Below are 15,452 nucleotides of genomic sequence, written 5' to 3' on the forward strand. Positions count from 1 at the left end.
TCACTATCCCTTTTTTAATCAATTAAAATTAATTCGTGAATTCGTGGCGGAAAAATTTAAATCATGTCGAAATTCACGAATTTATTTTTAAAATCTTTGAGCATAATTTCGAATGAATTTGTGTAATTCACTATCCTTTTTTTTTAATCAATTAAAATTAATTTGTGAATTCGTGGCGGAAAAATTTAAATCATGTCGAAATTCACGAATTAATTTTTAAAATCTGAACGTTCGATTTGCATTAATTCATGCAATTTACCTCCACCATTTTTTATTTTCATAAAATTGAATTGAAAAATTGTGAATTTACTCAAAAAATTAGGCTGTAGATTATAAAAGGCATTTTCTATGTTGTAAATTTGCAACCATAAAATTCCAAAAACATTTTCAATACAAAAATTGAAAGTTGTATTCTAAATAATAGCCACAAATTCACGAATTAACTTTTTAAAAAATTAATTAGAAAAATTCGTGAATTCGTGGCGGAAAAAATTTAGACTATGTCAAAAATATTGTATCAGCAGGAAAGCTATCAGATAATGGGAATTTTATTTGATGTTCATAGAAATTTAGGTGGAGGCTTTTCTGAAATTGTATATAAAGATGCTTTAGAATATGAATTCAAGAAAGCCAATATTCCATTTGAAAGAGAAAAAGAATATTTGGTAAATTATAAAGACATAATATTAGATCATAAATTTTATGCTGATTTTGTTTTGTTTGATCAAATTATACTTGAAATAAAATCAAGCGATTATTTACATCCAAAATACATTTCACAATGTCTTAATTATCTAAAAGTTTCCAAAAATAAATTAGCGATTTTAGCAAACTTTAATTCTACCTCACTTGAACATAAACGTATTATTTTATAAAAATTAATGAATTCGTGGCGATACAAACAAACTATAAAACTGCTTTACAAAACAAAATCTTCGATATTATTTCGAAAGCTTCTCAGGAATTAAAAATCGACTCTTATGTGATAGGGGGATTTGTTCGCGATTTGCTTTTAAATCGAGGTTCTAAAAAAGATATTGATGTAGTTGCTGTTGGAAGCGGCATCGAATTAGCGCTTAAAGTTTCCGATTTACTTCCGAATAAACCAAAAGTTCAGGTTTTTAAAACTTACGGAACTGCCATGCTTCGTTTTGAAGATACGGATATTGAATTTGTTGGTGCCCGAAAAGAATCATATAATCGTGATAGCCGAAATCCGATTGTGGAAAACGGAACTTTGCAGGACGATCAAAACCGTCGTGATTTTACAATCAATGCTTTTGCTTTATCTTTAAATAAAAACAATTTTGGAGATCTTTTAGACCCTTTTGATGGTTTAACCGATTTAGAAAATAAAACAATCAAAACGCCTTTGGATCCAGATATTACCTATTCTGATGATCCTTTGCGAATGCTTCGTGCGATTCGTTTTGCGACTCAATTGAATTTTGAAATCGAAGAAAATTCTTTGAATGCGATCACAAAAAATGCAGATCGCATTAAAATTATTTCTGGCGAAAGAATCGTTGATGAGTTAAACAAAATTCTTATGACGGATAAACCTTCAACAGGATTTTTACTTTTATACAAAACAGGACTTTTGGATATTATTTTACCTGAATTGACCGCTTTGAATCAGGTTGAAGAAATTGAAGGACATACGCACAAAAACAATTTTTACCATACGCTGGAAGTTGTCGACAATATTTGTCCAAACACAGATGATGTTTGGCTTCGTTGGTCAGCTTTATTGCATGATATTGGAAAAGCGCCCACTAAACGTTTCACCAAAAAACAAGGTTGGACTTTTCACGGACACGAATTCTTGGGCGGAAAAATGGCAAAGAAAATCTTTGAACGTTTGCACATGCCATTGAACCACAAAATGAAGTTTGTGCAGAAAATGGTTATTATGAGTTCGCGTCCGATTGTTTTGGCTCAGGATATTGTGACGGATAGCGCAGTTCGCCGTTTGGTTTTTGATGCTGGCGAAGATGTCGAAAATTTAATGACTTTGTGCGAGGCAGATATCACAACCAAAAATCCATCAAAATTCAAGAAATATCATAAAAATTTCGAACTCGTACGCAAGAAGATCGTTGAAGTAGAAGAACGAGATCACGTTCGTAATTTTCAGCCACCAATTACTGGAGAAGAAATTATGGAAATATTCGATTTGAAACCGTCACGCGAAATTGGAATTTTAAAAGAAGCAGTAAAAGAAGCTATTTTAGAAGGTGATATCCCGAATGAGTATCAGGCGGCTTATGATTTTGTAATTAAAAGAGCGGAGAAATTGGGCTTAAAAAAAGTTGAGAAATAAGTATTATTTAATAAAATGAAAAAAGAGAATAAATCAGTAATCATTTGGTTACTATCAGGCTGTGTTTTATTGTTTTTAATGGTTGTCGTGGGAGGAATTACCCGTTTAACCAATTCAGGTTTATCAATGACCGACTGGCATTTGGTAACCGATACCTTTCCGCCTTTAACAGACGCCAAATGGCAAGCCGCTTTTGACGAGTACAAAAAATTTCCAGAGTATCAGAAAATCAACATTCATAATGATTTTCAATTAGCCGATTATAAATTTATTTATTTCTGGGAATGGTTTCACCGTTTCATCGGTCGTATAATTGGATTGGTTTTCTTTGTACCATTTGTTTACTTTTTAGCCAAAAAGAAATTAGATACAGATACGATTAAAAAATGTATCGTTCTTTTGGCAATGGGAGCTTTTCAAGGATTTTTAGGCTGGTTTATGGTAAGAAGCGGATTAATTGACAATCCAGATGTAAGCCACTTCAGACTTTCATTACACTTAACTTTTGCATTCATTACTTTCGCATACACACTTTGGGTTGCCTTAGATTTAATTTATCCTGAAAGAAATATCAACAAAATTCTACCGCTTAGAAATATTGCGCGTTATGCTTTGGTTGCTCTTCTAATTCAAATCATTTACGGCGGATTTGTAGCAGGTCTAAATGCAGGACTAATTCATAATCACTGGCCTTTAATGAGTGACGGAGAATTTATTCACGAATCGGTTTTTATTGAGCAATCTTCTTTAGTTAAAAATTTAATTGAAGGAAAAAGTGGTGTTCAGTTTGTACACAGAACTTTTGCTTATGTAGTAGTTGCGATTATTCTTTTCCTTTTCTTCAAAAGCAAAAAATATACGCTTACTCACACTCAAGCAAACGGAATCAAAACTTTAGTCGTTTTTGTTTTCATTCAGTTTTTATTGGGCGTTTTCACTTTATTATACAGCGTGCCATTGGCTTTAGGATTAATTCACCAAATTATGGCATTTTTCCTTTTGAGTGCAATGACATATACATTGCATAGATTGAGTAAATAAGCTATCTTTTCATAAAAAAATATTTATGAAAAAAGTCTGTTTTATATTTACAATTCTTTTTACTTGCCTTGTTTCTGGGCAAACCAAAAATAATCCATTAGTCATTTTGGATTCTAAAAGTATTGGATATATGAATCAGGCAGAAAATACCTTAAAAAATATCAATCAGAATGATCTGTTGACATTTATTTATAAGGGAAATGCTGAAGAAGTTGAGCAAAAGTTCGGTTCTAAATCGGGAGTGCTAATCTTTGCTACAAAAAAATATATTCTTAATACGTTTTATCAAAACAATATTGAAAACTCACCATTGAAAAAAGACATTCCAACAACGGATTGTTTATCTAAAATTGGTATAATAGGAAGTATTGCTAGTAATATAAATCAACCTTATGATCAGCTTGTAAATTATATCAGTATTACTCCGAACAATGAAGCAGTAAAAAAAATTGCATCAATAATTTTTATAAAACCTATTGATGCTCAAATAATAAATCCTGATTGGAAATTTGGAGCCATAGAAATTATGTCAACTATTGACAACTAATTATCCCAACCAAGTCTTAAAATCTTGTACTTTTTCTCGGCTTACAATGACCTCATCTTCCTTATAAGTTGGAAGAATCACTTTAAGTCGAGAATTAGTATAAACCTGAATTTCTTTAATTGCTTTTAAAGGAACAATAAATTTTCTGCTTACGCGAAAGAAATCTTTCTTATCAAGTTCTTGTTCTAAAATTTCCAAAGTCGAATCGATCAAATAATCTCGATTGTCGTACGTACGAATGTAAGTTCCTTTATTTTCACTAAAAAAACATTCGATTTCTTCTGTAGTAATGACTTTTAGATGCTGACCAATTTTAACTGTAAACCTCTTTTTATATGTTTTTTCAAAAGGATTAGATAACATCTGTCGAATTTGCTCAAAGTCCAATTGCAAATTTGAAGTTTCTGCTGTTTTCGGAAGACGCGATTTGAATTTTGAAACTGCTGTTTCCAGATCATCTTCATCAATAGGTTTGAGAAGATAATCTATGCTGTTTAATTTAAAAGCTTTTAAAGCGTACTCATCATACGCCGTTGTAAAAATGATAGCGCTTTTGATATCTATTTTTTCAAAAATCTCAAATGATAAACCATCAGACAGTTGAATATCCAAAAAAATCAAATCTGGATGCGGATTATTTTCAAACCAAAGAACCGATTCTTCAACAGAGTGAAGCATGGTTTCTACAGTTACATCTAACTTTTCAAGTTTTCTTTGCAGCAATCTCGCAGCTGGTTTTTCGTCTTCTATAATTAATGTGATCATTTACTATAATGTGAAATTTGAAAAAATTATGAAGTCAAAGTTACTCCCATTTATTTTTATTTGCAGTATCTTTTTCCATGTATTTTTGGATTTTTCTTTTCTCCCAATCTGATCCAAAAAACCAATCAGTTCCAAATACAGATAATCCGTGAGCTAGTAAACCAATTCCCCAGAAAAGCGCAGTAGAGTACGTGTGCCATTGCGTCAAACCGCTAAAATCCATTCCGTCAGTAAAATTATCTCGGTTTAAACTGGATACAATAATGATAATATTTACAATGATGTACACTTTTACGTGCGAATAAAACCCTTTCAGTTTTTTTACTCTTCTATAAGCTGCATTATAATTTTCGTCATCTGTATATTCTCCAAAATGCTGTTTGGTGTAATCTTCGTACATGTTTCTTCTTAAACGTCCCATAACTATATTTTAATTATTTCCACTTGTTTTTATTCTGTTTTTCCTTCTCCATAAACTCTTTGATTTTTCTTTCTTCCCATTCCTTACCCATTCCTGGAAAAACCTCAAAAACTTTTAATCCGTGAAAAACTACTCCAACTCCCCACCACAATAATGGCCAAAAAAACCATAGATATTGAGGTGATGTATAAAGATTTATAAAAATCAAAATTGCATTTACCAATATATAAGCAACTAGATTTCCATAAAATCCTTTTAAATTTTCAACTTTTTTTCTTGCCTGAATATATCTTTCTTCCTCGCTTAAATTCGTTTCCATGATTATTCCCATTTTTGTTTTTTATATTTTTTTTCTAAAATGCTTCTCAATTTTCGTTCTTCCCATTCGTGTCCAAAAATCTTATAGGAAGCAAACAAATCGATTGCAGAACCCACTATAACAGCCGACCAAATAATTACAACTACCCAATTGAGATATTTTATCGGAAAAAATTGCAATGGCATATTGGTATATTCTTTTAAAAGAAAAACAATCAGTGCGATAGTGTAAATGAACAAATGCTTGTAAAAAGATTTCAGCTGAATTACTTTTTTACTGGCTAATTCCTGCAGTATTACTTCTTCTTGATCGTTACTCAAATTTGTTTCCATGCCTATTTTCTAATCGTTGTTTATTTTCTTTTTCTAGAATTTCCTGAATCTTTTTCTGTTCCCATTTCTTATTAAAGAAAGGCGGAAGACTAAAAACTTTCAGTCCGTGCAAGATTATGGCTATTCCCCACCCCATTACAGACCAAATCCACCAAAGGTATTCTGGAGAAGTCATATAATTTACAACAACCACAATTGGATTACATAAAGCGTATACAGTCAAATGCTCGTAAAATCCTCTTATCTCTTTTACTTTTTTCTGAGCATCATAATAGCGAACTGTTTCTGTGAAATTATTTTCCATTATTTCCACGTTTTTTGTTTGTTATCTTTCTCTAAAATCTCGCGAATTTTTCTTTCTTCCCAATCTGAGCTGTATCCAAAAACTTTAAAAGCATGCATTGCAACTCCAAATCCCCAGCCTAAAGCTGAAAACCAAAACCATTGAAATCCTGGTGAAAATTTTAGATTAATAAAAACCAAGAACGGAATCACACAACAATATGAAATTAAATTTCCATAAAAACCTTTCAGTTCCTCTACTCTTTTTTTGGCTCTATAGTAAGCTTTTGCTTCGTCGGTATATTCTGCACTCATTTCCATAACCGCAATTTGTTTGGTTAAAATTGGAATTCTAACAGTGAAATTCTTCTCATCCTGATCAACTTTCACTTTTCTATCTGTTATAATTCCGTATCTGTTTACAATATTTTGCAATCCGACACCTTGCCTGTCCTGCAAAACTTCTTTTTTCTGAAGATCATTCTGAATCGCCAGATAATCTTTATCAATAAAAATTCTAATATGAAGCGGCTTCTGCTCGCTTACTACATTGTGTTTTACAGTATTCTCCAGCAAGAGCTGTAAAGAAAGCGGCACCACTTTGGCTTCTGGATTAATGTTTTCTGTTGGCAATTCGTAAAACAAACTATTTTCAAAACGCATTTTCAGCAAATTCATATAGGTTTTTGCAAATGACAATTCGTCTTCAACCGAAACCAATTCTTTGTCCTTCTGTTCCAAAACATATCTATAAATTTTAGAAAGAGAAGTTGTAAAACGCTGCGCATTGTCTGGATTTTCTTCTATTAAAGAACTCAGAACATTTAAGCTATTAAAAAGAAAATGCGGATCGATCTGATTTTTTAAGCTTTCGAATTTGGCATTTGCCGTTCCCGCAATAATTTTCTGCTGCGTTACTTTATTTTCCTGATAGAGTTTATAAAAATTAAGTCCATGAAAAAACAAAAGCACAATAAAAGTCATTACCGCAGATTCGATATAATTTTCTGCTTTTTCATTCGCAAGAAAACCAATTATTGTTTTATTCTCGATTATTACACTTGTAAACAAACGCAATACTCCAATTACAATCATCGATATTAAAAACGAACTTGCAAAACCAATTAAAATTCTCTTTAGCGAATATGGATTTTCTCGGAAAACCCTATCTAAAAACTCAAAAAGAACAACGTTTACGATATATAAAACCACACTGTAAAGCATACAGTACAAGAAATAAATGTAAAGATTCTTGGTAAAAACTGCTGTTCCTAAAGAGGCGAACCGAATTAGAAAAGAAAATAAAAATACTATTCCTCCAACGAAGCATGCTTTTAACAAATTAGGTTTTAATATCATAATGTTTTATAAACTATTGAATTATTTACAAGTTTTTTGAATTTCTAATGCTCTATCCAATCCCCATTTTGGAGCATAAGGTGTAGCTGGTTTAAAAGTATTAAAAAGTTCAATAGATTTATCAACTTGCGCGCACAAAGGTTTTGTATCTACTCCTGTCCATTTTGCTCCTCCTAATTGGTAATCTGCCTCACCAAAAACAGCTCTCGGATTGTTTGGGTCTAGCGCTTTTGCTTTCGCGTAAGCTTCCATCACTTTACCAGAATATTTCATCCCGTTTGTCATTGGATCGGCTACAACGTATCCTGTGTAAATTAAAGCCTGCATTACGTATAGCTCTGAGTTTGCTTGATCCTTTATCAATTCGATATCTAATGCATCTTGCGCTTTTGTCAATAATAAATCGATTTTAGTTTTGTCTTTTTCTGTAAATACAGCTGTTGCATTGATCAAAGCTACATAGTAATTTGGCAAATAACTGTTTTTTTCAGCCGCCGCAATTCTTTCAAATAAAGCAGAAGCTTCTGTATTTTTTCCTTCTTTCCAAAGTCCGAACGCTTTATTCATTCCTTGTTCAAATTGTGTCTGAGCTGAACTTATTACTACTACAAATAGTGCGATTAAAGTGATGATTTTTTTCATTTTATAAATTATTAATGATTTTGTTTATATAGATTAGTTATTTGTCTTTTTAGAATACAATTTCAATTTTTGAATCTTTACTAACATTAAATTTAGCATCTTGATAGGAAGGAGGTCCCATAAATCCTTTTGCATTGTTTGAAGCTGTATATTCTTCTACTGGCATTCCCATTGCGTTTCTATCCAGCTTTCCGTTGCTGTTTTCATCATGATACGTAGAAATTGCATATTCTCCCGCAGGAAGATTATCAAAAGTTACAACTGCTTTATTGTCTTTAATTTCCGAAGCAAGACTTTTGTAAGTTGTTTTAAGAAATGTTCCGTCTGAATTATATAATCCTACTTTTACAACTCCAGTATCATTTTTTAAACCTGAAACAGCAACAGTTAATTTTACATTTTGTGCAGACATTAAGCTGCAGATAAATAAGATGGTTATTGTGATAATTTTGGTCATGATTTTTTTTTTTTTAAGGTTCTGAGGTTCTAAGTTTTTTTATGTTGATGATTAAAACTCGGTTTGTTAGTTTATAATTCAAAAGTATATCGGTTTTCACTCTTTTAAAATTAAATGATACTGAGTTGTTGATTTTGGTTACTGAATTGTTTTTTTTAAGTTTCTAAGGTTCTGAGATGCTAAGATTCTAAGTTTTTTTCCTCAGAACCTTAGCATCTTAGAGCCTTTTTAAAGATTCTTCAACTGATTCTCATTCTTATTCTGGCTGATTGTCCAGAAGAAACCTACGAAGAAGAATCTGTCTGCTGTTGGAACCACGGCTTGTCTTTGATACACTCCGCTTGGGTCTGGATTTTTAGCATAATCGTATCCGAAAACATTTTGTGTTCCTAAAACATTTGAAACCGAGAAATAAAGGATTTTTTGTGTCGTTAATAAATATGCCCAGTTGAAACTCAAACTATTGTATGATTTTGTTTTTCCGTTCATAAACTGCGTCTGATTTGGATCATTGTACGGACGACCTGTACTGAAACTGTTTGTAAAACCAACTTGCGATTTCCAATCTGTAATAAAATATTTTGTTACAACAGATAAATTATGATTCGCAATAAAACTTGGAGTTGCCATGTAAGGAAAGTTTTTATATTGTCTTTCTGAATCGATATAAGAATACGAAATCCAATATTCTAAGTTTTTGTACAAATTGCTATCTCTCCAGAAAATATCCAATCCTTTTGCATAACCCGATCCGTTGTTGTTGAAAACCGAATTGTATTGAATATCTCTTGTATCATACTGCACCAAATTGCTATAATCTTTGTAATAAGCCTCCGCTCTAAGGGTTTGCCCAGGTCTTGTAAACGTATAATTCAAAATATAATGACTTGCCTTCTCGCTTTCAAACTGATGATATTTAGAAAACTTAATATAATCTACAACTGGTGTTTGAGTAAAATCTCCGTAAGCAAAAGAAAACTGACTACTTTTTGAAGCTTTATATCCTAATGAGGCTCTAGGCGCAATATGGTTTTCGTTTAACAAACTGTTATTAGAATATCTCAAACCTACTTTTAAAGCTAGTTTTTTAGAAAACATAACATCACCTTCTGTATACGCTGCAAAAATGTTCGAATCGTAACCATTTGTAACATCAAGCGCAATATTATCGGCTACATTTTCATTGTATTTTGTAATGAAATAATCTGTTCCGAAAGACAATTTAAAATAGTTTGAAAATTTCTTGCTTAACTTCAATTTCAACTGAGCCGCATTTTCCTGACTATCAACTCCCGTAATATCATATTTAAGTTTGTTTTTGCTGTAACCGTAACTAACTCCAGAAGTAATCTGCCATCCTGTTCCAAAACTTCCTTTGTATGAAGAATTCAAATAAAAGTTATTATTGTTCATATCAGTTCGAATCGGGTTTTCGAAATTGACGTTTTTCTGATTTAAATCGAATTTTTCAGAATCGAATGAAGCATACAATTTAAAAATTCCATTTGTGAAATTATATCTGTAAACCGTTTCGCCTCCAAGTGATTGATACGGATTATTCCAATCTACATTCTGCGGAATCACAGCCTGATAAGGAGCCAAGTTGATATAAGCCATATTTACGCTTAAAGAACTTTTCTTGAATTTCTGTGTATTTCCTAAACTCAAACCAACCGTCATTAATCCTATATCTGTTTTTTCATGATCTTCCTCATCTTGAGTATTTAAAAGTAAAACACTCGATAAAGCTTCACCATATTCTGCAGAATAACCACCCGTAGAAAATGCGATTCCGCTAAACAAGAAAGGAGAAAAACGGCTTCTTGTTGGCAAATTGTTCGTTGTTGCACCGTAAGGCTGTGCTACACGAATTCCGTCAACAAAAGTCTGAGTTTCGCTCGCCTCACCTCCACGTACAAACAAACGTCCGTCTTCCCCAACTGACTGCGTGCCTGGCAAAGTCTGCAATGCCGCCACGATATTTCCAGCAGATCCAGCTGTTGTAACAATATCCAGAGGTTTTAAAACAGAAACTCTTGCCTTATCACCAGATTCTAAAGTTCCAGCTGTAATCACAACCGCATCTAGAGCATTAACATTTTCTCTTAATTTTACCGTTTGGCCTTTATAATTGGCAACATCAATTTCTTGTTTGAAAGTTTCAAAAAGCAAAAAGCTCACTACTAAAAATTTGTTTCCTGTTTCTGTCGTTTCAAAAGAGAAATCTCCAGTTTCAGAACTTGTTGCTCCATCATAAGTTCCGTCAATATATATGTTTGCACCTGCAACTGGTTTTCCTTTTTGATCTACTACTTTTCCTGAAATTGTATTTTGAGCAAAAATTAATGCAGTAAAAAATAAAAAACTAACGGTAAAAAATAATTTGGTTTTCATGTCATCTTTGGTTTTTGATGAAGCAAATGTATTTTAACATTAAACGTTAAAAAATATATAATAACCCAATTGTAGATTTTCGAGGATGAGTTGTAAAATACTAATTTGTATCTTAGCTAGGAAAACCAAAATCATCATTTTATGTCAGAAAGTAAACGAATTTCAAATCTATATCAGTCTATTTATAATGGAAATCCTTGGCTTGAAGTTAATTTAGACAATACTTTAAAAAATGTTACAGCTGAGCAAGCTTACAGAAAAATAAACCCAAACCTGAATACCATCTGGGAAATTGTAAATCATTTGATTCAATGGAGAAGAAATATTCTGGAACGTATGCAAGGCGAAGTGATCATAACTCCAGATCATAATTATTTTGTTCCTGTTTTAGATCCTTCTGAAGCTGCATGGGAACAATCGCTTCAAACCTTAGCAAAATCTCAAGATTCTTGGAATGCTTTTTTTGAAGGTTTTAATGACGAAGATTTAGCTAAAATTTATGTGAATAATGGTCATACATACTACGAACACATTCATGGAATTATTCAGCACGATGTCTATCATTTAGGACAGATTGTTATTTTGAAGAAATTGCTTTAATTTAATTCTAACACATAGAAACATAGGTTTTTGGAACTCAAAAAGAATATTTAAAAATCTAGATTTAACACATAGTTCTATGGGGAAATCTAAAAATGAAATGCCTTTACCACGTTTTAAAAGCTATGTTTCTATGTGTTAAAATAAAAAATCATTGATATTAAAAAGATACTTTTTGTCCTCGCATTTTTGGTTTTTAATGCAATCGGCTTTTCGCAAGAAACCGAAGTGAAATATGATGAAAACCTCGCAAAATCTCTCCATGCCGACGAATACGGAATGAAGAAATATGTTTTTTGTCTTTTAAAATCTGGAAGCAATACAACCGCTTCTAAGGAAGAAACCAAAAAACTTTTTGAAGGTCACATGGAAAACATTGGTAAATTAGCCCAAGAAGGAAAACTGGTTGTTGCAGGACCATTCATGAAAAATGACAGAAATTATCGTGGTATTTACATCTTTAATGTAGAAACTATAGAAGAAGCCAAAGCTCTTGTTGCCTCCGATCCGGCCATAAAAGCCAATTTACTTGAAGCCGAATTAACGCCTTGGTACTGCACCGCAGCTTTGCAGGAAACTGTAAAAATACACGACAAAATTGCCAAGACGAAAATGTAAAATATGAAAACAGAAAAAGAAAAAATGATCTCTGGCGAATATTATAATGCCTTTGATCCAGAATTAGTAAAAGGACGCCGAAATGCCAAAAATCTTTTACACACTTTAAACGTAAAAGAATACCGAGTTACCAAAAAAGCAAAAGAGATTTTAAAAGAATTAATTCCGAATGCTGGAGCTGGTCTTTATATTGAACCTCCTTTTCATTGTGATTACGGTTACAATATTTTTGCTGGCGAAAATGTTTATTTTAATGTGAATTGTGTCGTTTTAGACTGCGCACCGGTAAACATTGGTTCTAATGTATTTATTGCGCCAAATGTTCAAATTTATACCGCTTCACATCCGCTTGACGCTGAATTAAGAAAAACATTAGAAAGTGCTTACCCTGTTACAATTGGAGACGATTGCTGGATTGGCGGAAATTCTGTTATTTGCCCTGGAGTAAACATCGGAAAAGGCTGTGTTATTGGCGCTGGGTCTGTAGTTACAAAAGATATTCCAGACAATTCGCTAGCAGTTGGAAATCCTGCAAAAGTGATCCGAAAATTAAATCAAGAACCTGAATCAAAAAAATAATGCTTACCCTTAATAAAGTTCATCATATTGCCATTTTATGTTCCGATTACGAAAAATCGAAACACTTCTATACACAGATTTTAGGTTTAACTATAATTAGAGAAATCTATCGCGAAGAACGCCAATCGTATAAATTAGATTTAGCTTTGAATGGTTCTTATGTAGTTGAATTATTCTCCTTTCCAAATCCGCCGCAAAGACCTTCAAGACCAGAAGCTGTTGGTTTGCGCCATCTGGCATTTGAGGTTATTAATCTAGAAGAAACTATTGCTTTTTTAACTTCTAAAAACATAGAATCAGAACCCATTAGAATTGATGAAACAACTGAAAAACGTTTTACTTTTATTGCAGATCCTGATTTATTGCCAATTGAGTTTTATGAGAGATAAATGAGAGGGACAAACTAACAGAGTTACAAAGGGACAAAGGTTTATAGTAATATTCTTTTGAATTGAGTCCAGCTTTAGTTGCATGAATAAATTATAGTCCCAAAAGGGCTTTAGCCAAACAAAACGTATTTGGCTAAAGCCCTTCTCTCTTTTATTTTCAACCTCCTATTAAAGTTGGAGGCAATTCAAATTTCATCGTGCGAAATCAAATATTTAATGCCTCCGCATAAAACTTTGTCTCTTTGCTCCTCTGTAACTTTGTCTCTTTTTTACGAAAGAATTTTCCTGTTTATATCGATTTTAACACACTAAAATGAACATTTTCTAGAAAAAACCGAATTTGATGCTTAATTTTGTAATCCGCAGAAAAAAAAATGCGGAATTCTCAAACTTATAATGATGAACAAAACGGCGCAAATCAAAAAAAATCATCAATTCATTAAACTCCGAAAATTAGTTATTGTTTCTATCTTAATTGGCTTTCTTTCTGCCTTTCTCGGAATTTCACTAAAAAAAATAACAGAATACTACGAAGAAATCTTCTTTCACGAAGTTTCGGTTCATCCCATTTTTTATATCATATTTCCAGTTTTCGGATTGTCGGTAATTTATTTCTTGAGACAATATCTTTTTAAGAAAAAAGAAAACAAAGGAATAAAAGAAGTTTTTGAAAGCACCGCATCAAAATCTAAAAATCTTCCTTCTTATAAAATTCCATCACATTTCATAAACGGATTACTAACGGTTATTTTTGGAGGTTCTACAGGAATCGAAGTTTCTACCGTTGTCGCTACAGCAACTATTGGATCTGTTGCTCATGAAAAAGAAAATGTTTTCCGTCAATACAAAACAGAATTAATCTGTGCGGGAGTTGCAGCAGGAGTTACGGCACTTTTTAGCAGTCCAATTGCGGGAGTTTTATTTGCTTTCGAAGTTATTTCTAGAAAAGTAAGTCGTGCATTTATCATTTCAAATTTAATTGCAGTTTCTATTGCATTTGGTTTATTAACGATTTTAAAAGAAGAACCTTTATTTGCCGTTTCAATTGCAACTTGGAATTTAAAAGCGATTCCGTATTTCATTCTTTTAGGAATTTTAGCTGGAATGAATTCGGTTTACCTAACACGTTGTGTCTTATTCTTCAAATCACAATTTGGTAAAATCGACACACATTATTACAAAATCATTTTAGGTTCAGCAGTTTTAAGTATTTCCTTATTCTTTTTCCCTCAATTATATGGAGAAGGTTATCACGCCATTAAAGGAATTTTTGGAAATGCACCTCAAACCCAATTGACTATAACTTTGGCTCTAACATTTATCGGAATTTTAATTCTAAAACCAATTGTTACCTCGATAACATTGGCTTCTGGAGGTGACGGAGGTGTTTTTGCTCCAAGTTTATTCATCGGAGCATTTTTAGGATTATTATTGGCTTCAACTTTAAACAGTTTTTTCCATGTAAATGTAATTCCGGTTAACTTTATGATTATCGGAATGGCTGCAGTTCTTAGTGCAAGTATTCACGCACCTTTCACCGCGATATTCTTGGTTTGCGGATTAACAAACGATTATACTTTGTTTTTCCCAATTCTTGTAGTTTGTTTAATTTCAAAATACACTGCAAAAACAATTTATCCGTATACCGTTTATAGTTATTCTCCAAGTTTAGTTAAATAATTTCAGACTAATAATAATCTGGAGATTAAAAACATACAGCAAAGTATATTTAAAAACATAACGAATAAAATATAATACCACAATAATGCCAACTGAAAAAATAAAAAGAAGCTATCGCAAAACACGTTACATTCTTTACAAAGAAACTTTAATTGATTATAAAGAACACTTTTGGTCATTTTTAGGTTCTTTTGTCGGAATTGGGATTTTAGCTTATGTACAATCAATACATTTTTCTGGGCCTGATGCCGTTTATTTAATTGGTTCTTTTGGAGCATCGAGTGTTTTGGTTTACGGAATTATTCAGAGTCCGTTCTCTCAGCCACGAAATTTAGTTGGCGGGCATGTAATTTCGGCTCTTGTAGGCGTTACGGTCAATAAACTAGTTCCAGACATTATGTGGATTGCAGCGCCTTTAGCGGTTTCAATCGCCATTATTTTAATGCAGATTACTAAAACGCTTCACCCGCCTGGAGGAGCAACAGCTTTAATCGCAGTTATCGGAACAGAAAAAGTAAAAGCCTTAGGTTATATGTATGTGCTTTCTCCCGTTTTTACAGGAGTTATGATATTGCTTTTCACGGCTCTGATTTTTAATAATATGACTTCAAGCAGAACTTACCCAAGCCACAGCACCTATCACAAACATTATCATAAAATTAGAAAGAGACTGGCGAGAAAATAGTTTTTTTGAGTTCTGTTTG

19 protein-coding genes are annotated in these 15,452 nt (G+C 32.5%); 10 read left to right on the forward strand and 9 right to left on the reverse strand.

Annotation, left to right across the window (positions count from 1 at the left end; translation table 11 throughout):
- Positions 1-500 precede the first annotated feature (500 nt).
- Genes BSF41_RS18475 through BSF41_RS18490 form a run of 4 tightly spaced genes read left to right on the forward strand, consistent with a single transcriptional unit; the run spans position 501 to position 3,911 of the window.
- Positions 501-875 (forward strand): GxxExxY protein, encoded by a 375-nt coding sequence (locus tag BSF41_RS18475; RefSeq protein ID WP_095930985.1) that lies wholly within the window; start codon positions 501-503, stop codon positions 873-875.
- Between the two features lie 14 nt (positions 876-889).
- Positions 890-2,323 carry a CCA tRNA nucleotidyltransferase gene (locus BSF41_RS18480; RefSeq protein ID WP_172426936.1) on the forward strand — a complete coding sequence of 478 codons (1,434 nt, stop codon included), beginning with the start codon at positions 890-892 and terminating at the stop codon, positions 2,321-2,323.
- A 15-nt stretch (positions 2,324-2,338) separates the two neighbouring features.
- Positions 2,339-3,364, forward strand: a complete 1,026-nt coding sequence (locus BSF41_RS18485; protein ID WP_095930986.1) for a COX15/CtaA family protein — start codon at positions 2,339-2,341, stop codon at positions 3,362-3,364.
- Between the two features lie 25 nt (positions 3,365-3,389).
- Positions 3,390-3,911, forward strand: coding sequence for a hypothetical protein (locus BSF41_RS18490; RefSeq protein ID WP_095930987.1), 522 nt, complete (start codon positions 3,390-3,392; stop codon positions 3,909-3,911).
- Here BSF41_RS18490 and BSF41_RS18495 read toward each other — a convergent pair whose 3' ends face one another.
- From BSF41_RS18495 to BSF41_RS18535, 9 genes are all read right to left on the reverse strand, one after another.
- Positions 3,912-4,676 (reverse strand): LytTR family DNA-binding domain-containing protein, encoded by a 765-nt coding sequence (locus BSF41_RS18495; protein ID WP_095930988.1) that lies wholly within the window; start codon positions 4,674-4,676, stop codon positions 3,912-3,914.
- Positions 4,677-4,716: 40 nt separating this feature from the next.
- A complete protein-coding gene (locus BSF41_RS18500) occupies positions 4,717-5,097 on the reverse strand; it encodes a 2TM domain-containing protein (RefSeq protein ID WP_095930989.1) in 381 nt (126 codons plus the stop codon).
- A gap of 13 nt (positions 5,098-5,110) precedes the next feature.
- Positions 5,111-5,416, reverse strand: a complete 306-nt coding sequence (locus BSF41_RS18505) for a 2TM domain-containing protein (RefSeq protein WP_248727832.1) — start codon at positions 5,414-5,416, stop codon at positions 5,111-5,113.
- A 2-nt stretch (positions 5,417-5,418) separates the two neighbouring features.
- Positions 5,419-5,748: a 2TM domain-containing protein gene (locus BSF41_RS18510; protein ID WP_095930991.1), complete on the reverse strand. Its 330-nt coding sequence runs from the start codon at positions 5,746-5,748 to the stop codon at positions 5,419-5,421.
- A complete protein-coding gene (locus BSF41_RS18515) occupies positions 5,729-6,052 on the reverse strand; it encodes a 2TM domain-containing protein (RefSeq protein ID WP_095930992.1) in 324 nt (107 codons plus the stop codon). Before BSF41_RS18515 ends, BSF41_RS18510 begins: the two co-directional genes overlap by 20 nt.
- Positions 6,052-7,389 (reverse strand): 2TM domain-containing protein, encoded by a 1,338-nt coding sequence (locus BSF41_RS18520; RefSeq protein WP_095930993.1) that lies wholly within the window; start codon positions 7,387-7,389, stop codon positions 6,052-6,054. Before BSF41_RS18520 ends, BSF41_RS18515 begins: the two co-directional genes overlap by 1 nt.
- Before the next feature lie 21 nt (positions 7,390-7,410).
- Positions 7,411-8,031, reverse strand: a complete 621-nt coding sequence (locus BSF41_RS18525) for a hypothetical protein (protein WP_095930994.1) — start codon at positions 8,029-8,031, stop codon at positions 7,411-7,413.
- A 49-nt stretch (positions 8,032-8,080) separates the two neighbouring features.
- Positions 8,081-8,488 (reverse strand): DUF2141 domain-containing protein, encoded by a 408-nt coding sequence (locus BSF41_RS18530; RefSeq protein ID WP_172426937.1) that lies wholly within the window; start codon positions 8,486-8,488, stop codon positions 8,081-8,083.
- Positions 8,489-8,716: 228 nt separating this feature from the next.
- Complete coding sequence (locus tag BSF41_RS18535; RefSeq protein ID WP_095930996.1) at positions 8,717-10,882, reverse strand: TonB-dependent receptor; 2,166 nt, start codon at positions 10,880-10,882, stop codon at positions 8,717-8,719.
- A gap of 141 nt (positions 10,883-11,023) precedes the next feature.
- Here BSF41_RS18535 and BSF41_RS18540 point away from each other — a divergent pair, with 141 nt between their 5' ends.
- The 6 genes from BSF41_RS18540 to BSF41_RS18565 all read left to right on the forward strand — a co-directional run bounded on the left by BSF41_RS18540 (position 11,024) and on the right by BSF41_RS18565 (position 15,433).
- Positions 11,024-11,482, forward strand: a complete 459-nt coding sequence (locus tag BSF41_RS18540) for a DinB family protein (protein ID WP_095930997.1) — start codon at positions 11,024-11,026, stop codon at positions 11,480-11,482.
- Between the two features lie 228 nt (positions 11,483-11,710).
- Positions 11,711-12,100: a YciI family protein gene (locus BSF41_RS18545; RefSeq protein ID WP_253251855.1), complete on the forward strand. Its 390-nt coding sequence runs from the start codon at positions 11,711-11,713 to the stop codon at positions 12,098-12,100.
- A 3-nt stretch (positions 12,101-12,103) separates the two neighbouring features.
- Entirely contained in the window at positions 12,104-12,679 is a 576-nt protein-coding gene (locus BSF41_RS18550) for a sugar O-acetyltransferase (RefSeq protein WP_095930999.1), read from the forward strand.
- A complete protein-coding gene (locus BSF41_RS18555; RefSeq protein ID WP_095931000.1) occupies positions 12,679-13,068 on the forward strand; it encodes a VOC family protein in 390 nt (129 codons plus the stop codon). The genes BSF41_RS18550 and BSF41_RS18555 overlap by 1 nt, the downstream gene beginning before the upstream one ends.
- A gap of 399 nt (positions 13,069-13,467) precedes the next feature.
- The gene (locus BSF41_RS18560) at positions 13,468-14,748 is read left to right on the forward strand and encodes a chloride channel protein (RefSeq protein ID WP_095931001.1); all 1,281 of its coding nucleotides are present in this window, start codon (positions 13,468-13,470) and stop codon (positions 14,746-14,748) included.
- A gap of 85 nt (positions 14,749-14,833) precedes the next feature.
- Positions 14,834-15,433, forward strand: a complete 600-nt coding sequence (locus BSF41_RS18565) for an HPP family protein (protein ID WP_095931002.1) — start codon at positions 14,834-14,836, stop codon at positions 15,431-15,433.
- The last annotated feature ends 19 nt before the right edge of the window (positions 15,434-15,452 follow it).

This window comes from Flavobacterium sp. ACN2, from assembly GCF_002303885.1.
GTDB lineage: Bacteria > Bacteroidota > Bacteroidia > Flavobacteriales > Flavobacteriaceae > Flavobacterium.